Source organism: Streptomyces sp. NPDC001137 (assembly GCF_040298885.1).
Taxonomy (GTDB): Bacteria; Actinomycetota; Actinomycetes; order Streptomycetales; family Streptomycetaceae; genus Streptomyces.
Genome location: NZ_JBEPBA010000015.1, coordinates 185,209 through 207,630 on the forward strand (window position 1 = coordinate 185,209; position 22,422 = coordinate 207,630).

At 70.0% G+C, this 22,422-nt stretch carries 25 protein-coding genes; 11 read left to right on the forward strand and 14 right to left on the reverse strand.

Annotation, left to right across the window (positions count from 1 at the left end; translation table 11 throughout):
* The first annotated feature begins 23 nt into the window (after positions 1–23).
* From gcvT to ABT254_RS28150, 6 genes are all read left to right on the forward strand, one after another.
* Positions 24–1,142 (forward strand): glycine cleavage system aminomethyltransferase GcvT, encoded by a 1,119-nt coding sequence (gene gcvT, locus ABT254_RS28125; RefSeq protein WP_351475664.1) that lies wholly within the window; start codon positions 24–26, stop codon positions 1,140–1,142.
* Positions 1,143–1,271: 129 nt separating this feature from the next.
* The gene (gene gcvH, locus ABT254_RS28130) at positions 1,272–1,649 is read left to right on the forward strand and encodes a glycine cleavage system protein GcvH (protein ID WP_351475667.1); all 378 of its coding nucleotides are present in this window, start codon (positions 1,272–1,274) and stop codon (positions 1,647–1,649) included.
* A gap of 14 nt (positions 1,650–1,663) precedes the next feature.
* Positions 1,664–2,929 (forward strand): serine hydroxymethyltransferase, encoded by a 1,266-nt coding sequence (gene glyA, locus ABT254_RS28135; protein ID WP_351475670.1) that lies wholly within the window; start codon positions 1,664–1,666, stop codon positions 2,927–2,929.
* 56 nt (positions 2,930–2,985) lie between these two features.
* Positions 2,986–4,353, forward strand: coding sequence for an L-serine ammonia-lyase (locus ABT254_RS28140; protein ID WP_351475673.1), 1,368 nt, complete (start codon positions 2,986–2,988; stop codon positions 4,351–4,353).
* Positions 4,354–4,514: 161 nt separating this feature from the next.
* Positions 4,515–5,357, forward strand: a complete 843-nt coding sequence (locus ABT254_RS28145) for an RNA polymerase sigma factor SigF (RefSeq protein WP_351475676.1) — start codon at positions 4,515–4,517, stop codon at positions 5,355–5,357.
* A 300-nt stretch (positions 5,358–5,657) separates the two neighbouring features.
* Entirely contained in the window at positions 5,658–6,167 is a 510-nt protein-coding gene (locus ABT254_RS28150) for a MarR family winged helix-turn-helix transcriptional regulator (protein WP_351475679.1), read from the forward strand.
* Between the two features lie 20 nt (positions 6,168–6,187).
* Here ABT254_RS28150 and ABT254_RS28155 read toward each other — a convergent pair whose 3' ends face one another.
* The 6 genes from ABT254_RS28155 to ABT254_RS28180 form a co-directional block, all read right to left on the reverse strand.
* Positions 6,188–7,912: a PP2C family protein-serine/threonine phosphatase gene (locus ABT254_RS28155; RefSeq protein ID WP_351475682.1), complete on the reverse strand. Its 1,725-nt coding sequence runs from the start codon at positions 7,910–7,912 to the stop codon at positions 6,188–6,190.
* Positions 7,899–8,960, reverse strand: a complete 1,062-nt coding sequence (locus ABT254_RS28160; protein ID WP_351475684.1) for a SpoIIE family protein phosphatase — start codon at positions 8,958–8,960, stop codon at positions 7,899–7,901. The genes ABT254_RS28155 and ABT254_RS28160 overlap by 14 nt, the downstream gene beginning before the upstream one ends.
* Positions 8,960–9,403, reverse strand: a complete 444-nt coding sequence (locus ABT254_RS28165) for an anti-sigma regulatory factor (RefSeq protein ID WP_351475686.1) — start codon at positions 9,401–9,403, stop codon at positions 8,960–8,962. The genes ABT254_RS28160 and ABT254_RS28165 overlap by 1 nt, the downstream gene beginning before the upstream one ends.
* Positions 9,403–9,816 carry an STAS domain-containing protein gene (locus ABT254_RS28170; protein WP_351475688.1) on the reverse strand — a complete coding sequence of 138 codons (414 nt, stop codon included), beginning with the start codon at positions 9,814–9,816 and terminating at the stop codon, positions 9,403–9,405. Before ABT254_RS28170 ends, ABT254_RS28165 begins: the two co-directional genes overlap by 1 nt.
* On the reverse strand, positions 9,813–10,697 hold the full coding sequence (locus ABT254_RS28175; RefSeq protein ID WP_351475809.1) for an STAS domain-containing protein: 885 nt from the start codon (positions 10,695–10,697) through the stop codon (positions 9,813–9,815). Before ABT254_RS28175 ends, ABT254_RS28170 begins: the two co-directional genes overlap by 4 nt.
* 142 nt (positions 10,698–10,839) lie before the next feature.
* Positions 10,840–12,000, reverse strand: a complete 1,161-nt coding sequence (locus ABT254_RS28180; RefSeq protein ID WP_351475691.1) for a PP2C family protein-serine/threonine phosphatase — start codon at positions 11,998–12,000, stop codon at positions 10,840–10,842.
* A 147-nt stretch (positions 12,001–12,147) separates the two neighbouring features.
* On the opposite strand from ABT254_RS28180, the gene ABT254_RS28185 reads away from it, so the two are divergent.
* The gene (locus tag ABT254_RS28185) at positions 12,148–12,624 is read left to right on the forward strand and encodes a MarR family winged helix-turn-helix transcriptional regulator (RefSeq protein ID WP_351475693.1); all 477 of its coding nucleotides are present in this window, start codon (positions 12,148–12,150) and stop codon (positions 12,622–12,624) included.
* 307 nt (positions 12,625–12,931) lie between these two features.
* Here the strand turns inward: ABT254_RS28185 and ABT254_RS28190 are convergent, their stop codons facing one another.
* Positions 12,932–13,102, reverse strand: coding sequence for a hydrophobic protein (locus ABT254_RS28190; protein ID WP_351475696.1), 171 nt, complete (start codon positions 13,100–13,102; stop codon positions 12,932–12,934).
* Positions 13,103–13,356: 254 nt separating this feature from the next.
* On the opposite strand from ABT254_RS28190, the gene ABT254_RS28195 reads away from it, so the two are divergent.
* Both ABT254_RS28195 and ABT254_RS28200 read left to right on the forward strand, forming a co-directional pair.
* Positions 13,357–14,220, forward strand: coding sequence for a YihY/virulence factor BrkB family protein (locus ABT254_RS28195; protein ID WP_351475699.1), 864 nt, complete (start codon positions 13,357–13,359; stop codon positions 14,218–14,220).
* A gap of 130 nt (positions 14,221–14,350) precedes the next feature.
* Complete coding sequence (locus ABT254_RS28200; RefSeq protein ID WP_351475702.1) at positions 14,351–14,908, forward strand: GH25 family lysozyme; 558 nt, start codon at positions 14,351–14,353, stop codon at positions 14,906–14,908.
* Between the two features lie 35 nt (positions 14,909–14,943).
* Here ABT254_RS28200 and ABT254_RS28205 read toward each other — a convergent pair whose 3' ends face one another.
* Both ABT254_RS28205 and ABT254_RS28210 read right to left on the reverse strand, forming a co-directional pair.
* On the reverse strand, positions 14,944–15,666 hold the full coding sequence (locus ABT254_RS28205; RefSeq protein WP_351475705.1) for an NADPH-dependent F420 reductase: 723 nt from the start codon (positions 15,664–15,666) through the stop codon (positions 14,944–14,946).
* 41 nt (positions 15,667–15,707) lie between these two features.
* Complete coding sequence (locus ABT254_RS28210; protein WP_351475708.1) at positions 15,708–16,709, reverse strand: zinc-dependent alcohol dehydrogenase family protein; 1,002 nt, start codon at positions 16,707–16,709, stop codon at positions 15,708–15,710.
* 102 nt (positions 16,710–16,811) lie between these two features.
* Here ABT254_RS28210 and ABT254_RS28215 point away from each other — a divergent pair, with 102 nt between their 5' ends.
* Positions 16,812–17,720 (forward strand): AraC family transcriptional regulator, encoded by a 909-nt coding sequence (locus ABT254_RS28215; protein WP_351475711.1) that lies wholly within the window; start codon positions 16,812–16,814, stop codon positions 17,718–17,720.
* A gap of 49 nt (positions 17,721–17,769) precedes the next feature.
* Here the strand turns inward: ABT254_RS28215 and ABT254_RS28220 are convergent, their stop codons facing one another.
* Both ABT254_RS28220 and ABT254_RS28225 read right to left on the reverse strand, forming a co-directional pair.
* Positions 17,770–17,982, reverse strand: a complete 213-nt coding sequence (locus ABT254_RS28220) for an EF-hand domain-containing protein (RefSeq protein ID WP_351475714.1) — start codon at positions 17,980–17,982, stop codon at positions 17,770–17,772.
* A 58-nt stretch (positions 17,983–18,040) separates the two neighbouring features.
* A complete protein-coding gene (locus ABT254_RS28225; RefSeq protein ID WP_351475717.1) occupies positions 18,041–18,955 on the reverse strand; it encodes a MerR family transcriptional regulator in 915 nt (304 codons plus the stop codon).
* Positions 18,956–19,004: 49 nt separating this feature from the next.
* Here ABT254_RS28225 and ABT254_RS28230 point away from each other — a divergent pair, with 49 nt between their 5' ends.
* On the forward strand, positions 19,005–19,673 hold the full coding sequence (locus tag ABT254_RS28230) for a GNAT family N-acetyltransferase (protein ID WP_351475720.1): 669 nt from the start codon (positions 19,005–19,007) through the stop codon (positions 19,671–19,673).
* A 29-nt stretch (positions 19,674–19,702) separates the two neighbouring features.
* Here the strand turns inward: ABT254_RS28230 and ABT254_RS28235 are convergent, their stop codons facing one another.
* The 3 genes from ABT254_RS28235 to ABT254_RS28245 all read right to left on the reverse strand — a co-directional run bounded on the left by ABT254_RS28235 (position 19,703) and on the right by ABT254_RS28245 (position 22,258).
* Positions 19,703–20,887, reverse strand: coding sequence for a YncE family protein (locus ABT254_RS28235; protein WP_351475723.1), 1,185 nt, complete (start codon positions 20,885–20,887; stop codon positions 19,703–19,705).
* Positions 20,887–21,666, reverse strand: coding sequence for a polysaccharide deacetylase family protein (locus ABT254_RS28240; RefSeq protein WP_351475726.1), 780 nt, complete (start codon positions 21,664–21,666; stop codon positions 20,887–20,889). The genes ABT254_RS28235 and ABT254_RS28240 overlap by 1 nt, the downstream gene beginning before the upstream one ends.
* Positions 21,667–21,754: 88 nt before the next feature.
* Positions 21,755–22,258 (reverse strand): ATP-binding protein, encoded by a 504-nt coding sequence (locus tag ABT254_RS28245; RefSeq protein ID WP_351475729.1) that lies wholly within the window; start codon positions 22,256–22,258, stop codon positions 21,755–21,757.
* Positions 22,259–22,422 lie beyond the last annotated feature (164 nt).

The following is a 22,422-nucleotide window of genomic DNA, read 5'->3' on the forward strand; positions in this document are numbered from 1 at the left end:
TCGCCCTGGGAGACGACCGTCCGATGAGCAGCACCGCACCCCGTCACACCGCGCTCGATGCCCTGCATCGCTCGCTCGGTGCGACGATGACCGACTTCGCCGGCTGGGACATGCCCCTGCGCTACGGCTCCGAGCGCGACGAGCACCTCGCCGTACGCACGAAGGCCGGACTCTTCGACCTCTCCCACATGGGCGAGATCACCGTCACCGGCCCGCAGGCCGCCCAGCTCCTGAACTTCGCCCTGGTCGGCAACATCGCCTCCGTCGGCGTCGGCCGCGCCCGCTACACCATGATCTGCCGGGCCGACGGCGGCATCCTCGACGACCTGATCGTCTACCGGCTCGCGGAGACCGAATACTTGGTCGTCGCCAACGCCTCCAACGCCCAGGTGGTGCTGGACGCGCTGGTGGAGCGTTCGGCCGGCTTCGACGCCGAGGTGCGCGACGACCGGGACAACTACGCGCTGATCGCCGTGCAGGGCCCCGAGTCCCCCGGCATCCTGAAGTCGCTCACCGACGCCGACCTCGACGGCCTCAAGTACTACGCCGGCCTGCCCGGCACCGTCGCCGGCGTCCCCGCCCTCATCGCGCGCACCGGCTACACCGGTGAGGACGGCTTCGAGCTGTTCGTCGCCCCCGGTGACGCGGAGAAGCTGTGGCAGGCGCTGACCGAGGCGGGAGCGCCCGTCGGGCTGGTGCCCTGCGGACTGTCCTGCCGCGACACGCTGCGCCTGGAGGCGGGCATGCCGCTGTACGGGCATGAACTGTCCACCTCGCTCACGCCGTTCGACGCCGGGCTCGGCCGGGTGGTGAAGTTCGAGAAGGAGGGCGACTTCGTGGGGCGCGAGGCGCTCCAGGAGGCGGCCGCCAGGGCTGCGGAGAACCCGCCGCGCGTCCTCGTCGGCCTGGTCGCCGAGGGCCGTCGGGTCCCGCGCGCCGGGTACGCCGTCGTCGCGGGCGGCGAGGTGATCGGCGAGGTCACCTCCGGCGCCCCCTCCCCCACGCTGGGCAAGCCGATCGCGATGGCGTACGTGGACGCCGCGCACTCGGCGCCGGGTACCGCGGGTGTCGGCGTGGACATCCGGGGCAGTCACGAGCCGTACGAGGTCGTGGCGCTGCCGTTCTACAAGCGGCAGAAGTAGACACTGACCGAGACTGGGCGAGGGGGCGCCGTCCCCGGACGTGACCCCGCGCACATTTTCGCTGCTCACACGCGTTTTCAGCACTCCCCCATTCATCACCACTCCACCGCGTACAGGAGAATCCAGGCCATGAGCAACCCCCAGCAGCTGCGTTACAGCAAGGAGCACGAGTGGCTGTCGGCCGCCGAGGACGGCGTCTCGACGGTCGGCATCACGGAGTTCGCGGCCAACGCGCTCGGCGATGTCGTGTACGCCCAGCTTCCCGAGGTGGGCTCCGCCGTGACCGCGGGCGAGACCTGCGGCGAGCTGGAGTCGACCAAGTCGGTCAGCGACCTGTACTCCCCCGTCACCGGTGAGGTCACCGAGATCAACGAGGACGTGGTGAACGACCCGTCCCTGGTCAACTCGGCCCCCTTCGAGGGCGGTTGGCTCTTCAAGGTCCGTGTCACCCAGGAGCCGGCCGATCTGCTCTCCGCCGACGAGTACACCGCCCAGAACGCCGGCTGAGGAGCCGTAGACGCATGTCCGTACTGAACACGCCCCTGCACGAGCTCGACCCGGACATCGCCGCCGCGGTCGACGCCGAGCTGCACCGCCAGCAGTCGACGCTCGAGATGATCGCCTCGGAGAACTTCGCGCCGCTGGCGGTGATGGAGGCCCAGGGCTCGGTCCTGACCAACAAGTACGCCGAGGGCTATCCGGGACGGCGCTACTACGGCGGCTGCGAGCACGTGGACGTCGCCGAGCAGATCGCCATCGACCGGGTCAAGGAGCTGTTCGGCGCCGAGTACGCCAACGTGCAGCCGCACTCGGGTGCCTCCGCCAACCAGGCCGCGCTGTTCGCGCTGGCCCAGCCCGGCGACACCATCCTGGGCCTGGACCTGGCGCACGGCGGCCACCTCACCCACGGGATGCGGCTGAACTTCTCCGGCAAGCAGTTCCAGGTCGTCGCCTACCACGTGGACCCGGCGACCGGGCTCGTCGACATGGCCGAGCTGGAGAAGCTGGCCAAGGAGCACCGCCCGAAGGTGATCATCGCGGGCTGGTCGGCGTATCCGCGGCAGCTGGACTTCGCCGAGTTCCGCCGGATCGCCGACGAGGTCGAGGCGTACCTGTGGGTCGACATGGCGCACTTCGCGGGCCTGGTCGCGGCCGGGCTGCACCCCAACCCGGTGCCGTACGCCGACGTCGTCACCTCCACCACGCACAAGACGCTGGGCGGCCCGCGCGGCGGCATCATCCTCGCCAAGCAGGACTTCGCGAAGAAGCTGAACTCCTCGGTCTTCCCGGGCTTCCAGGGCGGTCCGCTGGAGCATGTGATCGCGGCGAAGGCGGTCTCCTTCAAGGTCGCCGCGAGCGAGGAGTTCAAGGAGCGGCAGCGGCGTACGGTGGAGGGGGCGCGCATCCTGGCCGAGCGGCTGACGGCGGCGGACGCCCGTGAGGCCGGGGTGAACGTGCTGTCCGGCGGCACGGATGTGCACCTGATCCTGGTCGACCTGCGCGAGTCCGCGCTGGACGGGCAGCAGGCCGAGGACCGCCTCCACGAGGTCGGCATCACGGTCAACCGCAACGCCGTCCCGAACGACCCGCGCCCGCCGATGGTCACCTCGGGTCTGCGGATCGGCACCCCGGCGCTGGCCACCCGCGGCTTCACCGCGGAGGACTTCGCCGAGGTCGCGGACGTCATCGCCAAGGCGCTGAAGCCGTCGTACGACGTCGAGGCGCTCAAGGCCCGGGTCGAGGCGCTCGCCGACAAGCACCCGCTGTACCCCGGTCTGAACAAGTAGTTCCCCGGTGGGGGCACCCGACGACGTGTGCCCCCACCCTTTTCGGAGGAGTTCCCGTGGCCATCTCGGTCTTCGACCTGTTCTCGATCGGCATAGGCCCGTCGAGCTCCCACACGGTGGGACCGATGCGCGCGGCCCGCATGTTCGCGCGGCGTCTGCGGGGCGAGGAGCTGCTGGGCTCCGTCGCGTCCGTCCGTGCCGAGCTGTACGGCTCCCTCGGCGCGACCGGCCACGGCCACGGCACCCCCAAGGCGGTGCTGCTCGGCCTGGAGGGCGCCTCGCCGCGGACGGTGGACGTGGAGACGGCGGACGAGCGGGTGGCGGCGATCAAGTCGTCCGGCCGGATCCGGCTTCTCGACGAGCACGAGATCCCGTTCTCCTTCGACGACGACCTGAAACTGCACCGCCGCAAGGCACTCCCGTACCACGCGAACGGCATGACCCTGTGGGCGTTCGACGCCTCGGGCACGGAGCTGCTGTCGAAGACGTACTACTCGGTGGGCGGCGGCTTCGTCGTCGACGAGGACGCGGTCGGCCAGGACCGCATCAAGCTGGACGACACGGTGCTGAAGTACCCCTTCCGCACGGGCGACGAGCTGCTGCGCCTGACGAAGGAGACGGGCCTTTCCATCTCCGCCCTGATGCTGGAGAACGAGCGGGCCTGGCGCACCGAGGACGAGATCCGCTCGGGGCTCCTCGACATCTGGCGCGTCATGCAGGCGTGCGTGTCCCGCGGCATGTCCCGTGAGGGCATCCTGCCCGGCGGTCTGAAGGTGCGGCGCCGGGCGGCGCTCTCCGCACGCCAGCTCCGCGCCGAGGGCGACCCGTTGGCGCACGCCATGGAGTGGATCACGCTCTACGCGATGGCCGTGAACGAGGAGAACGCGGCGGGCGGCCGCGTGGTGACCGCCCCGACGAACGGCGCCGCGGGCATCATCCCGGCGGTCCTGCACTACTACCTCAACTTCGTGCCGGGCGCGGACGAGGACGGGGTGGTCCGTTTCCTGCTGGCCGCGGGCGCGATCGGCATGCTCTTCAAGGAGAACGCGTCCATCTCCGGCGCCGAGGTCGGCTGCCAGGGCGAGGTCGGCTCCGCCTGCTCGATGGCGGCGGGCGCGCTCGCGGAGGTGCTGGGCGGCTCTCCCGAACAGGTCGAGAACGCCGCCGAGATCGGCATGGAGCACAACCTCGGTCTCACCTGCGACCCGGTCGGCGGCCTGGTCCAGATCCCCTGCATCGAGCGCAACGGCATGGCCGCGGTCAAGGCGGTCACCGCGGCCCGGATGGCGATGCGCGGTGACGGCTCCCACAAGGTGTCCCTGGACAAGGTCATCAAGACGATGAAGGACACGGGCGCGGACATGTCCGTGAAGTACAAGGAGACGGCGCGGGGCGGGCTGGCGGTCAACATCATCGAGTGCTGAGGACCGCCATGAGCTCCGGCTCGCTGTCCGCCGACGCAGAGACGGAGAGCCGGGCGGGAATCGACGGCGCTCGACGAATGCCCGTCGGCGGCCGGGGTATGCGCGTGCTTGCCGGTCGATGGACCGGCAAGCGGACGCAGAGCGACTGGGAGGGGTGCTTGATGGCGGCGACGACCGTGCAGACTGCCGAGCCGATGGTGGAGGTTCCGGAGGTCGCGGACCCGTCCAAGGTCACGCCGAAGGATGCACGGCAGATGTCGAAGCTGTTCTTCGGCCGGATGGCGGCTTCTGACGAGGGAACACCGGAGCACCAGTACGCGCGCAACACGCTGATCGAGATGAACATGTCCCTCGTCCGCTACGCCGCCGGCCGGTTCCGCAGCCGGGGTCCGGAGGAGATGGAGGACATCGTCCAGGTCGGCGTGATCGGTCTGATCAAGGCCATCGACCGCTTCGAGCTGTCGCGTGAGGTCGAGTTCACCTCCTTCGCCATCCCCTACATCGTCGGCGAGATCAAGCGCTTCTTCCGGGACACCTCCTGGGCCGTGCACGTCCCGCGCCGGCTCCAGGAAGCCCGCGTCCAGCTCGCGCGTGCCAATGAGGAACTGTGCACCCGACTGGGTCGGACACCGACGGTCAGGGAGCTGTCCGAGCTGATGAGTCTCCCGGAGGACGAGGTCGTCGAGGCCCAACTGGCCTCCAACGGCTACAAGTCGGCGTCCCTGGACGCCGCGATCAGCGGCAGCGAAGACGGTGAGGCCGTGCTCGCGGACTTCATCGGCGGTGAGGACGAGGCCATGGAACGGGTCGAGGACTTCCACGCCCTCGCACCGATGATCGCCGAACTGGACGAACGCGATCGCAAAATAATCCATTGGCGCTTCGTCGAGGAGCTCACCCAGGCCCAGATCGGCGAACGCCTGAACGTCTCCCAGATGCAGATCTCCCGACTGATCACGCGCCTCCTTACGCGCCTGCGCGAAGGAATGCTCAGCACGGAATGACGGGCAGATGATCCCGTCGGTCCGGCAGGGGAACCTGCTGGTCGAAGCCCTCGGTGGAGTAGCCTCTTGGCTCATTCGCCGGGGGCTCACTCTACGGTGAACCCGTCGGCGGGCTGCGCGAAACAGCCGTCACCCGGCCCGGCCAGGGGCACTCCTACCATGGAGCGAAGCCCGGGCCCTCCATCGATCCAGCACCGGCTTGCACCCCTTGCCTTCGGGTACAGCGATTGAATGAGGATTATCTCTTTGGGATGAGGATTATCTCTACAGCGTCCGAAACTGAGTGAAAGCGATGTGTTCGTGACCCGTCTCGACGGCCCAGGCGACGACCGCGTGGAGGGATCCGGTGATGGCCCGGACGCCGTCGCCCTGGAGATCGCCAACGCTGTGGAGAGTCTCACCGACCTGTGGTCGCTGGCCGCTCAGGAGGCGGCCTTGCGGCTGTCCCTGCACCAGTTGCGGGCGCTGCGGACGCTTCAGGCGGCACCCGAACTGAACCTGACCGCTTTGGCCGAGCGGCTGGACATAGGGCTGCCCACGGCGAGCAGGCTGTGTGACCGGCTGGAGGCGGCCGGAATGCTGGAACGATCCCTGCACCCGCAGAACCGCCGCGAGGTCCGGCTGATCCTCACCACACAGGGACACCGCGTACTGGACGAGGTGGCGTCGCGCCGGGCACAGGCACTGACTGCCGCGTTGACGGCCATGCACCCGGCGGAGCGGTCGGCGCTGAGCCGCGGAATGAAGGCCTTTCTCGCCGCCCGGAGCGGGGCGCCGCCCGCCTTGGGAGAGCCCCCTGGCAACCGGTGACGCGGCTGGTTCGGCGGAGTTCAGGAATTCGGGAGCGGAGTGGTGCGGCACAGCAGGAGGCAGACGTCGTCGTCGCGCTCGGACTCGTGCACCAGGGGTTTGAGGAGGGACTCGGCGCACGCGTCCAGGTTTGCGAGGTCGGTTTCGTGCAGTGCCGCCAGGGTCTGGGCGAGCAACCCGATACCCACGTCGATCCCTTCAGCACGCCGTTCGACCAGACCGTCGGTGTAGAGCACCAGAGTCGAGCCCGGTTCGATCTCGGTCGTGTGGTCCTCGTACTCGAAGGGGATCGGCACGCCCAGCATGACCCCGGGCTTCTCGTCCAGGACCCGCACGGCGCCGCCGGGGGCACGGACCACCGCCGGCGGGTGGCCGGCGGCGGCCCATGTCGCCTGGGGCTCGCCGGGCCTGAAGCGGGCGATCGTGGCGGTGGCGTAGAGGTTGGGCTGCTGGTGGCAGAGCATGCGGTGCAGCCGTGTGAGGATCCGGGCGGGGCTGGTCTCCTCGACCGCGTAGGCGCGCAGTGCCGTGCGCAGCTGGCCCATGATGACGGCCGCGCGCAGCCCGTGCCCCGTGACGTCCCCTATGACGGTCAGCAGGCTGCCGTCGGGCTGGAAGAAGGCGTCGTACCAGTCGCCGCCGATGTTGAGGCCACGGGTGGCGGGCAGGTACCGGGCCGCCAGGTGCAGGCCATCGGCGGCGGGCAGGTCGGTGAGCTGGGCGCGCTGGAGCTCTTCGGCGGTGTCCCGGTGCTGCTCGTAGCGCAGGGCGTTGTCCAGGGCGATGGCGACACGGCGGGCCAGTTCGATCAGCATGACGCTGGTGTCGGCATCGAAGCGGTCACCCGGTGCCGTGAGGGTCAGCACGCCCAGGGTCCGGCGCACGGCCAGGGGGATGCACAGCAGAGGCCGATGCGGCGACAGGGCGGAGGGTGGGCAGTCGTCGGTGCCGGGCAGGCCACCCGGGTGCGGTCCGGCGTGCTGGGGGCGGTCGGTGCGGGCGGCGGTCACCGCGGCGGCGGAGTGGACACCATGGCCGGCTGTCCGCTCGTCCTCGTCGAAGAGCCACACGTCGACCTGGCTCGCGTACTCCGGCATGAGGAGTTCCGGGAGGCGGCGCACGATGTCCTCGTGATCGAGCGACGCGGTGACGACCGCACTGGCGTTGGCAAGGAAGGTCAGCAGGCGCCGTGCCTTCTCCGCCTCGCCGCGCGCGGCCCGTTCCGCGTCGAGCAGTTCCCGTTGGGTCAGCGCGGCGGCGTCCAGTTCGGCGTGCAGGGCCAGCACACCCTGGTTGGTCTGGTGCAGTTCCTCACGGTGGAGCCGAAGCAGGTTCTCCGACTCGTCCAGCCTCCGCAGAACCGCCGCCGTCTCCTCATCCGCTGCCAGCAGGGCTTCGGCCGACACGATGTCGTTCGGGTGCGCCGGGAGAGGCGGGTCCTGTGTCACGGGGCCGGGGCAGGAGAGAGCGAGGTGCCACCGCGAGGCGTGTTCCGGGGCCGGTGCGGTCGGCCGTACGACCGCCTCCAGACGCACGGAACTGTCCGGACCCGGTTGCTGGACGGTGAGGGTGAGTTCCGCCCCGCCTTGGCCGAGACACTTCCGCAACTGTGCGGTGAGTGCGGTGAGGAAGCGCGCCCGTTCGACCTCCGGCGCGCCCAGGGAGGCTGCGAGGTGCGCCGCGAAGGCCCGGGCCCGGGCGGTCTCGGCGGCTGTGGTGATCTTCTGGACGTCAGGCGGGATCATGGCGTCGGTCCCTGGGGTCGGGGGCCAGGACGGCCACGCTGGTGTCGTCGCGCACGGGGCTGGCGGCGCTGCTGGCATCACGCAGGATGGTCGCCGCGACCACCGCCGGGTCATGGGTGAGCAGTTCGGGATCGGTCGGCGGTACCCATCGACTGGGCAAACCGTCGCTGTGCAGAACGAGCAGGCTGCCCTGCCCCCAGGGCACGCGACGTACGGGCACGGTCGCCGGGAACTGGGCGCCGACGATACCGGGGTGGGAGATCAGGTGCCCCCAGGAGTCGCCGGCGTGCAGGCGGGCCCCGATGTTGCCGACGCCGGCGAAGGCCAGTTCACCGGTGCCGGTGTCCACTTGTGCCACGGCGACTGCCGCGCCGCGGGTGTGCCGGAGGGCCGGGTGCATATGGCGCAGGATCTCCTCCGGCGGCAGGTGTGCCGAGCGATGCAGTTCGTCGACGGCGGCGCTGGACGCGTGCGCCGCCTTGGTGCCGTGGCCGAGGCCGTCGGCGAGCATCAGGGTCAGGCGGGTGCCCGACCGGGCGCAGCTCCAGGCGTCTCCCGAGTGCTCGTCCCGGCCGAGCGGTACGTTGATCCCCCCCGGCGTCGGGCCCTTCCACATCCGTTCCGGGCGCGTCGCGGGCTCCTGGTCGACCCGGGCGACCGCGATGGTGCCACGGGGAGTGCTGTACAGGTCGAAGCCGCTGGATATCCGCATGCAGGTACCCAGGCCTGCGCCCAGCGACGCCTCGCTCGTGCTGTACCCGTCGCGGAGGGCCGCGGTGACGTCGCGGATGCCCGGCCCGTAGTCGATGGCTGTCACCTGCACCCCGGGAGTGCGCGTGACCGCCCCGGGCCGGTCGACGAGGTCGATCACGACGCGGCCGCCCCTGGCGTGCTTGACCAGGTTGGTGGCCAGTTCGGTGGCGACCAGGGTGGCGACCGCGGTCCGGTGCGGATCGAGAGGGACATGGGTGCCGGCCGCCTCGACGGCTACCCGGACGTCGCGTACGCGCGTGGAGTCGTGAACCGGAATGTCCCAGACGCGCGCCATCACAACCCCGTCCGTGCCGCGGGTACGCCCGTGGTCCAGGCGATGACGGTGACGGTCGTGCCCTGGCCGGGCTCGGTGTCGATCTCGAACTCGTCGACGAGGCGTTTGGCGCCGCTGAGCCCGAGTCCCAGACCGCCCCCGCTGGTGTATCCGTCGGTCATGGCCAGCTCGACATCGCGGATGCCGGGGCCACTGTCGACGAACGACAGCCGAAGCCCCGGGGTCACGCCTCGGGTGAGGGGCGTGATTTCCACGTGTCCGCCGCCGCCGTGGACCAGGGTGTTGCGGGCCAGTTCGCTGGCGGCGGTGACCAGCTTCGTCTGCTGCACCAGCCCGAAGCCGAGGTCGGCGGCGGTCTGGCGTACGTGCTGGCGGACCCACGCGAGGTCCGCGTCCGAGCCGATCGGCAGGCTTGTTTCGACGGCGGGGTCGGAGGCCGGCATCACGTCCCCCTCTCGCGTCCGTCCGAGGCGCTCGGCGTGGACGCGCGAGTGAGGAGTTCCAGTGCGCGATCGACGTCAAGGGCGGTGGTCAGTCCCGGCAGGGTGAGACCCAGCTCGACCAGAGTGATCGCCACAGCCGGACGCATGCCGGCGACGACCGTACGGGCGGCCAGCAGACTGGCGCTCGCCGCGATCTCGGCAAGGATCCGCCCCAGGAAGGAGTCGACGATCTCCACACCGGAGATGTCGATGATCACACCGGTCGCCCCACTGCTGGCGATCCGGCTGTTTATGTCCTCCTGGAGTTGCTCGGCCATACCGTCGTGCAGCTCCCCCTGAAGGGTGACCAGCAGGGTCTCCCGCAGCGCCAGGACGGGCACCACGGTCGCGGGACCCTGGGAAGGAAAGCTCATCGCGTGCTCTCACGGGGAGACACCTCGATGCCCAGCCGGCTGAGGGCGTAGGCCAGGGCGTCGGCGAGTGAGGCACGGGTGAGGACGGAGCTGAGATCGATGCCGAGTTGCACGATGGTCTGTGCGATGGCCGGGCGGATGCCGGAGACGATGCACTCGGCACCCATGAGCCGCGCGGCGGCCACGGTCTTCATCAGGTGTTGGGCGACGAGCGAGTCGACCGTGGGCACACCCGTGATGTCCAGGATGGCGTAGCGGGCGCGCATGCCGACGATGCCCTCCAGCAAGGACTCCATGACGACCTGGCTGCGGGCGCTGTCCAGCGTGCCGATCAGCGGTACGGCGACGACGCCGTCCCACAGGCTGATGACGGGGGTGGCGACCTCGAGCAACTGCTGCCGCTGCCGTTCGATCAGCTCCTCGCCCGAGCTCAGCGCCGTCTGCATCACCACCAGCCGCAGAGTGCCCATCAGGACCGTCAGCGCCAGCAACCCCTCGGCCGCCTCAGGAGTGGTGGGATCGGAGAACTCCGCCCGCAGCAGTTCGGCGACCGGCGACCGCAGGGCGGCCACCTCGTCGGCGATCCGGGCCGCGCTCGACCCCGCCCGGATCCGCGTACCGGACATGCGCCCCAGCTGGTCGCGCACGCTGTCGAAGCCGGGCGAGGCGATGTCTTCCAGGCGTCCGGACGAGGCGACGTCGGTCAACGCGTCGACGATGGCCTTGCACGCGTCGACAGCTTCTTCGCGCGACACGGTGAAGACCGTCCCGAAGAGAGGCTCATCGGCCCAACGCTGAGCAATCTGCTCCCGGCGGAGTTCCAGGAAAGCTCCCAGTCGGCGCGCCGTCGATCCGACCGCCTCTTGCTCCGACACCTTGATCGTCTCCTCTGTACAGGGCCGCCGATCGACCACACCCGAGACGCGATTATTGCCGCATGGCAAACGTTAGCGTCGAGGGCCGGACACAAACAACACGGGATCGCCACATACTGGGGGGTGGCAGCGGCGATCGAGGACCAGGTCAGCTTCCATGCCAGTCGAGGCAGACGACGAGTGCGTCGTCGTCGGGAAGGGAGCGACCGCGGTGGCCGGTCAACTCCCGCAGGATGGCGCGCGGAACCTCGGCGGCCGGCAGCAGCCGGGTGACCTGGATCGCCCGGGCGAGGGCGATGTCGCCGTACGCCTCCCCCTTGCGGTCGGCGACCGCGTACACCCCGTCGCTGACGAAGACGAGGCGGTCACCGGGCTCGACCCGGAACTCCTGGGCCACATAGTCGGTCTCCTCGAACATGCCCAGCGGAAGCTGCGCCTCGAAGGTGACGCGTTCCACCGTCCCGCCTCGCAGCCGCAACAACTGCGGGGAGCCGGCGTCCACGACCTTGGCACGGCCCGTCGCAAGGTCGAAGTCGAACATCAGCACCGACAGGTAGCACCGGCCCTGATAGTGGGCGTACACCGCCTGGTCGGCCAGGGCCGCCTGGTCGTCGAGGGCGAGACCGGCGCGCCGGGCGTTGCGCAGCGCGTTGATGGCCAGATTCGTCAGCAGGGAGGCTTCTATGCCCTCTCCCATGCCATTGGTGACGTAGAGCATCAGGTGGTCGGCGGTCGCGGACCAGTCGAAGTTGTCACCGAAGATCGCATACGCCGGCTCCAACTGCGCGCCCAGCTCGTACTCGGGGCGGGAACAGGAGCGCCCGGGCAGCAACTGCCACTGCATCTCGGCGGCCAGCGTGAGCCGGTCCTTGCGCCGTGCCTGCAGATAGATGTCGGTGTCCCGCTCTGCCACGACCACCTCGTGCCCGAGCACCTGCGCGATGTCGCAGAGCTCACCGAGCAGGTCCTGAACCCCGCCCTGCTCCGGCAGGGTCACGGACAGCACGCCCAGTCGGTCCCCGCGCACGCTGACCGGAAGGTGCACGCGCACGCGACCGTGGGCGGCGGAATCGACGACGGGTTCCTGGGCACCGAAAGCACGGCCCACCACGCTGTTGTGCACGGAAACCGGCTCCACGGCGTGCGGCGGCTCCGACACCGGCTGGAGCACCGTCAGACCGTAATCGGCCATCAACAGCTCGACGGACTCCGCCCCGTACTGCTCAACCAGCACACGACGGACAGCGCCGAGCAACTCATGGGGTGCCGCTGTACGCAGAGCCCGTTCAGCGGTCACATATCTGTTCACGGTGGAAAACACACCAATCCTTCGGCCGACACTTACCGGCCTCGCTCGCGACGAGGCCGCTCGACAAGCCGCGCCAAGCCGTCCGAACCATCTCTGGCCGCCGCGGCCGCCTAGTACGCTGGCGACCGTCCCAGTGCCTGCGAGAGTGTGACAGTGGCCGTCTTCCGCCCCCACCCGGAACCCGTCGAGGTCGCCCGAGTGACCGCGACGGCTGGAGAGTTGCTGGAAGTCCTGTGGGGTCGAGCCTCCACTGCGCCGGCGTCGGCATCGCAGATGCGAGTGCTGCTGACCTTGGAACACCAGGACGGTATCAACCTGCGCACGCTGTGTGACGCGCTCTCCTCCACGCCACCCGCCACCAGCCGGCTCTGCGACCGTCTGGTCGCAGCCGGCTTCGTCGAGCGCGTGATCGGCAAGGCCGACCGGCGCGAGATCCGGCTGCACCTCAGCAACCGGGGCCGCACCTTCCTCGACGAGCTGCGCGCGCGCAGGGAGCAGGAGCTACAGGCGGTGCTGAGGCTCATGCCCGTCGGCAAACGAGCGGCACTGCTGGAGGGACTGGCGGCGTTCTGCGACGCGGCCGCGCTGCAGATACACGCGCAGCCCGGCGACCGCACGGCCTGAACGGCGGCCTGCGCCGCCGGACACCCCGGCGCCCACGAGCGCCGGCGGCCAGCACGCGGAGCGGTCTCCGCCCACCGCACCATTCCGTAATCCTTCCCCGTGCGGTACGACACGGTTACTTTGTTGCCTGGGTTCATTGTTGTCAAATGGCAATAGACGTCTTGGGGACCTTCATGGCGTCGAGTACCCCGGAACGCCGCCGACGGACTGTGAGCCTCGCCTCGAAGCGGGACAGGTCCGATCGCACAGGCACGGGGTTCGGCCGACGTATCGGCCGAACCCCGCGATGAAGGCGCGCTGGGTCAGATCACCATCGGTACCAGCGCCCCCTGCCACCACCGGCGGTGGTGGAACGCATGACGAAGCCGAGAAGCCACAGCACCAGGACGGCGACGGCGACCCACCAGAGGACCTTGAGCGCGAAGCCGGCCCCGAAGAGCACCAGCGCGAGAAGCAGAACGAGCAGCAAAGGAACCATGTTTTATCGACCTCCTGCACGCTCAAGTGCCCCGCGTTTCTGAAGCCATTCGCACGACCTGTCGGGAGGTGTCCTCCATGACGCCGAAAGGAAAGGCCAAGGAGGCGTTTGAACAATGCTCCTTCGTGACCTCATGAGAAGACGGGAAAGGGGCATGTCCGGCATCAGTCCGGGAAGCCTTTCTCCGAGACGTCGCCGAGAACTGAAACCGCAGTACGTCCCGCCGCACCTACCGGGGTGAGAGCATCCGCGTCATGGACGATGCAGACGGTCCCACGGCTCACTGGTGGGCTGCTTTGCGCCGGACGCCGACGGCCGTCTGGAACGACGACGTCACCGACTGGGCCGCCGCCCTCACCTATTACGCGGTCCTGGCCCTGTTCCCCTTGCTGCTGGTACTCCTCTCGGTCCTGGGTCTGACGATGCCCACGGACAAGCCGGAGGTGATCGACCATCTCCTGCAGGCCACCCCGGCCGCGTCCCGCGCTGTGCTGCGCGGCACCCTTCGGCAGATGGCCGGACAGCCCTCGACGGAATGGACGCTGGTCTGCCTGGGAGCATCGGGAGCCCTGTGGTCGGGATCCAGCTATCTGAGCGTCTTCCGCCGGGCGTTGCACGCCATGCACCGGATGAGTTCGCACCGGCCCGTGTGGCGCACCGCTCCGCGCATCATCGCCACCGCCCTCGCCCTGATCACCCTGCTTCTCACGTCGACCCTGGCGTTGCTGCTCACCGGCAGCCTGGCGCGGCGCTTGGGCCGAGCACTGAATCTCGGAACGGGACCGCAGGCCGCCTGGCACGCACTGCGGTGGCCGGTCGTGACCGCGGTCGCCGTCGTGCTGGTGCTCATCCTGTACCGTTCGGGCCCGGCACGCTCCCGCCCTGTCGGGAAAATGGCTCCCGGCGGCGTCTTGGCGGTAGCGCTCCTGCTGACCGTCTCCGTCGGATTCGCCGTTTACACCTCCCATGTCAGCACCTATCACGATCTTTATGGTTCGCTGGCAGGCGTCGTGGTCTTCCTGGTCTGGCTGTGGCTGTCCAATCTGGCTCTTCTTGTCGGCGCTCAGTTCAACGCAGAGCTGGCGAAACCCGATGACGCTCCGCCACGCAGAACGTGAACTCCGCGGAGCGCTCGAAGTCGTGCGTCGACGTTTTGCACGTCGTTTCCACATCCGGAACGGATCACCCGTGCAAAGGTGGGGATGAATCAACCGCTGTCCCCCCACCGGCACTTCAGGGAGTCCTTCCATGCTGCGCGGTATCGACGTAAGCGCCTACCAGCCCTCCTCGTACGGTACGGACGGCCTCTCCTTCGTCTTCGTCAAGGCGACGGAGGGCCGCTCGTACGTCAATCCAAGACTCGGCGCCCAGACGAAACACGGCCGGGACGCCGGCCTCGTCGTCGGCTTCTACCACTTCCTCTGGCCGGGCCATCTCCAGGCCCAGGCCGAGTACTTCGTCGAGCACGCCCCCGAGAAGGCGGGCGACATCCTCGCCGTGGACTGGGAGCGGACCAGCGCCGGGACGCATGCCAGCAACGCGGAGAAGGACCTGTTCATCCGCAAAGTGAAGGAACTGCGGCCGAACAACCAGGTCGTGCTCTACACCAACCGCGACTTCTGGCTCAACGTCGACACGACCTCGTACGCCGGCGACGGCCTCTGGATCGCCGACTACGTCACGGCGGGCAAGCCCCGTATCAAGGCCAAGTGGCGCTTCCACCAGTACACCAGCGAGCCGCACGACAAGGATGTCGCGGACTTCGCCGACAAGGCCGCGCTGAAGGAGTGGGCCAGGAATGCGTGACGTGTGAGTCGTACGGCGGACCGGACGCAGCGCGGTTACCCCCGGAAGTCCGCCTGGCGCTCCCGGGATGCCTCCGCCAGCGCCTTGGTCACTCCCTCCACGCCCGCGCGCAGGCCGTACACCGGTGTGCCCGGCTGCTGGCGCCAGGAGTCGGCGAGGGTGCCCGTGTCGACCGTGTCGAAGCCGAGTTCGTCGATCAGGTTCCTGACCACGCGCTTCGCGGCCTCGTCGTCGCCCGCGACCGGGATCGCCTGCCGGTCGGGGTCGCCCGCGGGGCGCGCGCGATCCAGGATGTCCTGGGCGAAGGTGCCGTTGAACGCCTTGATGACGGTGTGGCCGATCTGCTGTGCCGTCCAGGCGCTCTCCGTGAGGCCCTCGTCCTCGATCGCCGCGATCCTGCCGTCCCGCTGCCGGGGGTAGTAGTTGCCGGTGTCGATCACGGCGACGTTCTCGGCCGCACCGTCCAGGACGCCCGCCGGCAGGTCGGGGATCGCCTTGACGGGGATCGTGATCACCACGACCTCCGCGCCGCGCGCCGCCTTCTCCACGGGCACGGGGGTCGCGCCGGTCTCCTCGGCCAGCTCGGTGAGCGTGTGGGGACCGCGGGAGTTGGCGACGGAGACGTCGTGGCCGAGGGCGGTGAGCCGCCGGGTGAGGTTGCCGCCGATGTTGCCCGCGCCGATGATGCCGATCTTCATGACAGGCCTTTCCGTGGATGATGCACGTGCGGACGTCCGGGTCGCGTCAACCTCGGACATCGGCGGCCTATTCCGTCGTCGCGGCCGAACGGGTGAGGCCCTCAGACCCGGACGACGATCTTGCCCGTGTGCCGGTTGGACTCCATCAGCCGGTGGGCGTCCTGGATCCGGTCGAGGCCGTCGAGGACCTCGCCGACGACCGGGCGGAACCCGCCGTCGGCGAGACCGGCGTCGAGGAAGGCGGTGGAGCGACGACGGCCGGCGGGTGTGCCGGTGAGGATCAGGTTGGCGTAGGTGTGCAGGGTGAAGGGCCAGTTCCGGGGGATCTCGGCCGGGCGGGTGTCCAGCCAGCCGTAGACGACCACGGAGCCGCCCGGTGCCAGGCCCTCGGCGAGCGGGCCGAAGCCGGGGCCGCCGATCGCATCGAAGATCACTTCGGCGCCGTTGCCCCCGGTGAGACGTTTGACCTCCTTGGCCACGGCCTCGGGGGCCGATTCGCCGGTGACGATCACCTCGGCCGCGCCGAGCTCCAGCAGCCGGTCCCGTTTCTCCTCGGTACGGGTGGTGGCCAGCGGGATCGCGCCGATGCGGCGGGCGACCTGGATCGCGGCGGTGCCGACACCGCTGGACGCGCCGGTGATCAGCACATGGTCGCCGGGCCTGAGGCCGGCGGTCTCCAGCAGGGCGCCGTACGCGGTCGTGTACGTGAGCCAGGCCGCGGCGCCGGTGACGGCGTCGACGGAGGCGGGGCGGCGCAGGACCGCCGTCTCGGGCAGGACGACCCGCTCGGCGTACACGCCCTGCGCGCTCATCTCGATGCCGGGGCCGGTCATCACCGGGTCGCCGACGGCCAGTTCGGTCACGCCCTCGCCGACCGCCTCGACGACGCCGGCGGCCTCGTAGCCGAGACGGGAGGCGGGGAGGGCCGGCTGGTAGTAGTAACCGCCGCTCCGGAAGAGGGCTTCGGCACGGTTGAGTCCCAACGCCTCGACCCGTACGAGCACTTGACCGGGGGCGGGGTCGGGGACGGTCACGTCCTCGACCGTCAGCACCTCAGGTCCGCCGATTTCATGAAAAAGCACAGTGCGTGCGGTAGTTGGCATGCGGAACACGCTAGGTGGCGGGACACGAGACGATCCATGCCCACCGCTCTCCCTTTCCTGTCCGATCGTCTCTCCGGTACGGCATGCGGCTACCGTTCGGGCATGGACGTACTCAGTGACGCCGTGAGCGCGATGCGCACCGGGCGGCCGCACTCCTCGCGCCGGGACAAGTACGCACCCTGGGGCATGCGGTTCGAGGCATCCCCGGGGGCCGGGTTCCATGTGGTGCTGCGCGGGTCGGCATGGCTCATCCCGGCGGAGGGCGAGCCGGTCGCGGTCGGGCCCGGGGACGTGGTGTTCCTGGCGCACGGGCGGGGGCACGCGCTGGCCAGCGGGCTCGACGTGCCGCTGGAGCACGTGCGGCCGGGTTCGGACAACCGGTGGCCCGCACCGACGAACACTCCACGGGAGGGAACACCGGACGCGGTCCTGCTCTGCGGCTCCTACCAGATGGACCGCAGCCGCACCCACCGGCTGGTCTCCGAGCTGCCCGACGTGGTGCACCTGCCCGCCCGGGTCGGCGCCCACCGCTCACTGCGGGCGGCGGTGGAGTTGCTCGGCATGGAGCTGGAGGAGCCGCAGCCCGGCTCGGACGCCATCGTCACCTCGCTGCTCGACACCCTGCTGCTGTACATCCTGCGCGCCTGGTGGCAGCACGACCGCAAGGCCACCGGCTGGTCGGCCGCGCTCGACGACCCGGCCGTCGCCGCGGCCCTGCGCGCCATCCACGGTGACCCGGCCCGCCCCTGGACGGTCGAGGAGCTGGGCATGGAGAGCGGCCTGTCCCGCGCGGCCTTCGCCCGCCGCTTCACCACACTGGTCGGCGAACCGCCGCTCGCCTACCTCACGTGGTGGCGCATGACGACCGCGGGCCGCCTCCTGCGCGAGGAGGACCTTCCCCTGCGCCTGATCGCCCAACGCGCGGGCTACACCTCGGAGTTCGCCTTCGCCAAGGCGTTCAAGCGGGAGTTCGGGGTGGCACCGGGGCAGTACCGGAGGCAGGTGTCCTGAGGCCGGCAGGGGTGCCGTCCGCCGTGCGGACAGGCACCCCCGGCACGTCCTACTTGTTCAGGTACGCCCAGAACTCTTCGAACGACAGCACCTTGTCGCCGTTCAGGTCACGGGTCTTGATGATCACCTCGGCGACCGACTCGGTGACGTTCCAGTCGCCCCCCTGGGCAAGGGCGGTCTTGAACTCGGCGGCGGTGATGAACCCGTCGCCGTCGCTGTCGATCCGCTGGAACTCCTTGCGCGCTGCCTCGATGTCGGCCACCGATCCGCCCCTTTTCTCCGTGACTGCGTGTCTTGCTGTCGTACTGACGCAGGTCAGATTAGCTGGCCACGCGGGCCTTCAGTGCGGCGACCACCCAGGCGAACTCCGGCTCGTACGCGGACTGCGGCCCGAGCCCCGCCACGACCGCCCACAACTGGCGGTAGCGGGCCACACGGACATTGGTGCCCGCCTCCAGTCGCTTCAGCACCTCGGCGGGGTCCGCGTCGCCGAGCAGCCCGTGCAGATGCTCCTCGGCCTCGGGTGCCTCGGGGGCGATGCCCCGCTCCAGGGCCTGACCCGCGAGCTGCACCAGGCGGCTCATGAACCACAGCGAGGTGCCCGCGGGCACGTCCGGGCCGCGGTCCGCCGCGTTGAACTCGATCATCCTGCGCATCAGGGCCCGGAACTCGGGGTCCTGCATCATCTCGGCGAGCTCCACCCAGGCGTCCACCTGCTCGGGGGTCGGCTCGTCCGGCAGGTCGGCGGGGGCGAACCGCAGCCGCTTGCGGATGTCGGGGTCGGCGGTGTCGAGCCCGTCGAAGATCTCCGTCGTGAAGTCCTCGACGATTCGGGCCCGCTCGGCCGCCGACAGCCGCGCCAGCTTGTTCATCAGGGTCATCTCCTCTGCGGTCGAACCGCGTCGCGCCACGGTCGACAGCACCGCCCGGGTCACCTTCAGGGAGCGGATCTGCGCGTCCAGCGCCACCACGTGCGCCGCCGCGACCTGAGCGACCGTCCGCTCCCCGTCCAGCACCTTGCGTACGTCGTCCAGACCGAGGCCCAGCTCACGCAGCGTGCGGATCAGCTCCAGACGGGCGGCGGACTCGGTGTCGTAGAGCCGGTATCCGCCCAAGGAGCGGGTCACGGGGGTCAGGACGCCCTCGTCGGACCAGTAGCGGATGGTGCGCACGGTCAGGCCCGTGGACCGCGCCAGCTCGCCTATGGTGAAAAGTCCGGTGCCGTCGTCGATCATGTGTGTGAGTCTGGGCCTTCCAGTGGGTGGAGACTCAAGGAGCGGGGCGATGGAGACTCTGCGGGACATTCTCGACGCGGCCGCGCGCGGTGTCTTCCCGCCCGCCGACGGCCGTACGACCGTCGTCCCGCAGGCCTCGCACCGGGACGCCGGGGTCATCGCCTTCACCGCGCACTCCGTCGTCTTCACCGACGAGGACCCGACGTGGGTGTACGAGACACTGCGCGCCGTCGACTGCGACGAACTGGCCGCGAGCATGAACGCCCGGTTCCTCACGGCGCTGCTGGAGCGGACGGGTCGCCGGACCGACACCATCGACGCGCTTCTGGTCGGCGACCCGCTGCCTGGCGGGCCTCCGCTCGCCCTGACGGAGATCACCGAGGCCGGTCATCCCCGGGCCGCCCGGGCCCGTACGCACCGCGAGGACGTGCGGCTGTGGGCGGCACAGGGCGGCGTGGTGGTGCTGGGGCGCGGGGTCGCGGGGCGCCTGGAGGTCGCGGTCGAGGTGGACGAGGAGGTACGGCACCGGGGGCTGGGGCGGCTGCTGGTGACGGCGGCGCGGCACCTGGCCGGGGAGCCGGTGTGGGCCCAGGTGTCGCCGGGCAACGCCCGCAGCATGCGGGCGTTCCAGGCGGCGGGCTACCGTCCTGTGGGTGCTGAAGCCCTGCTGCTCAGCGCCAGGGCCGGTGGTACGGGTTGCTCCGACAGTCGTTCATGATCGTCCCGCTCGGCCCGACTCGCGGTGTTTCAGCGGAAGATGCCCGTGTGGCCGAGCGAGTAGCGGCCCGGCTGCGGGTACACCGCGAGGCCGTGCGGGCCGCTGCCGACCTTGATGCGGGCCAGCTGGGTGCCCGTGCCGGTGTCGATGGCGTACACCTCGGAGTTGTAGCGGCCCGACAGCCACAGGACCTTGCCGTCCGCGGAGACGCCGCCCATGTCGGGGCTGCCGCCGTCCGGCAGGTGCCACTTCTTGGTGAGCCTGTTCTGCGTGAAGTCGAAGAGGGAGATGGTGCCTTCGCCCCGGTTGGAGATGTACATCTCGCGCGAGTCGCGGCTGACGTAGAGGCCGTGGGCGCCCTTGCCGGTGGGCAGGAGGGTGGGCTTGGTGAACTTGTCGCCGTCCAGGATCCACACACCGTCGGCCATCATGTCGGCGATGTAGAACCTCTTGCCGTCGGGTGAGATCTTGACGTCCTGCGGCATCGCACCCTGGAAGGGCAGCTTCTCCTGCCCGATCACCTTCATCTTCGCCGTGTCGACCTTGAGCAGTTCACCGCTGAACTCGCAGGAGACGATGAAGTAGCGGCCGTCCAGGGAGAAGTCGGCGTGGTTGACGCCGTAGCAGCTGACCGGCACGGTCTTCTCGCGCTTCATGGTGTGCGCGTCGCGGAAGACGAGCTCGCGGTCGAGGGAGGCCATGACGATCGCGTACTTGCCGTTCGGCGTGAAGTACAGGTTGTAGGGGTCGTGCACGTCGACGGCCTTGCCGGCCTTCCCCGTCCTCGGGTCGATGGGGGTGAGGGTGTTGCCCCGGTCGTTGTTGACCCACAGCGTCTTCATGTCCCAGGAGGGGACGACGTGCTGGGGCTGGGCGCCCACCGGGATCGTCTCGATGACCTTGTACGTCTTCGGGTCGATGACGGAGACCGTGTTGGAGTTGGTGTTGGGGACGTAGACCCGGGACGGGAAGTGCCGCACCACCGGGGAGAGCCGGTTCGGGCGGTCGGCCGCGTACACGTCGTGCGGGTCGAGCACGGGCGGCATTCCGGCCAGGCCCGGCACCGCGGCCTTCTTCTTCGGCGGGGCGACGGCGGCCTTCTTGCCGAGGGCCTCGTCCTCGTGCCGGGCGCCGCCGGTGCAGGCGGCGAGGGCGGTGAGCGAGGCGAGGGCGACGGTCGCGAGGAGGGCGCGGGTGAGCCGGGTGGGGTTCATCAGCTGAACAACTCCGTGGTGGTCACCGCGGCCAGGCCGCGGCGGGCGAGTTCTTCCAGTACGACGGGGAGGGCAGCGACCGTGTCCGCGTACCCGAAATGCATGCTCACCACGGAGCCGCCCCGGACCTCGTCGAGGACCTTGCGCTGGACGGCGCCGGCGCCGGGCCGGGTGTAGTCGAGGGAGTCGACGTCGTACGAGAGGACGTGCGGATAGCCGGCGCCGCGGGCCAGGCGCAGGACCAGCGGGGACGCGAGGGGGGCGCGGGAGGGGCGGAACCAGGTGCCGATGGAGCCGGTGAGGTGCTCCAGGCGGTCGGCGCAGGCGGTGATCTCGCTGCGGGCGTCGTCCTCGGGCAGGGCGTTGACGGCCAGATGGCGCTCGGTGTGGTTGCCGAGGTCGTGGCCGCCCTCGAGGACGCGGCGGGCCATGTCCGGGTGCTGGTCCAGCCAGCTGCCTACGGCCAGGACGGTGAGGCGGGCACCGCGCCGCTCGGCCTCGGTGAGGAGGGCGTGGGCGATGGCGGGGTCGCCCTGGCCGTGAAACGTGAGGGCGACCCGGGGGTGGGTGCGGGGGCCGTGGGTGAGCTGGGCGGGCCGGCCGGGGAAGCGGCGCGGGGCGGGGGCGGCGGATGACGTGGAGGACGGGGTGGACGACGGGTGCGCCGATGAAGTGGGGTGCGCGACGGCGCCGTTCGTGGCGCACCCCGCGGTGAGGGCGCCCGCGGCGAGAAGGCCGGCACCCGTGCGGAGCGCTGTCCGGCGGTCGGTCGAGGTCACCGCACCATTTAAGAGGCGAAGGGTAAGAAAAGGGCCGATTGACCCGATCGGGGGACATTCGCCGGGTCGCGGCCGGACACGGCTCGACCTAGCGGTCGGCGACCCTCATTTCGAACCAGGTCGTCTTGCCGCGCGGCAGGAGGTCGACCCCCCAGCGGTCGGAGAGCTTGTCGACCAGGAACAGGCCCCGGCCGCTGATGTCCGTCTCCTGGACCGGCATCAGACAGGGCAGGCCCCGGGAGGGGTCGCGGACCTCGATACGGATCCAGCCCCGGCGGCGGCGCATCCGAAGGCCGAAGACCCGGGCGCCGGTGTGGCGGACCGCGTTGCCGACCAGTTCGGAGACGAGCAGGACGGCGTCCTCCGTCATCTTGGGCGTCAGACCCCACTGGCGCAGGACCACGACCTGGGTGAGCCGGCGGGCGGTGGCGGCGGACTCCGGGCGGGACGGCAGCGGTACCTCCGCCTCGGTCGGGTTGCCGAACAACTCGAGCGCCTTGAGCGCTCGTTCGTCCTCCACAGCGGGCGACCAGCGCGCCGCCGTCACACGGCCGTGTCCCCGCGGCTGTTCGATGCCCTCCAGCCCCGCCATGCCCCCATCATGGCCGCCCAGAGCGCCCTCCGGGGCCGTTCCTGAGGAATACGCCCCCCGGAATACGTCGTTCCGAATAGGCCCGTTGACATATGCCACGGGCAGTTCAGGGGCTTCGACAGCCCGCCCGACCTGCGCTGAAGGCTCTCGTGGGGGCAATCTAC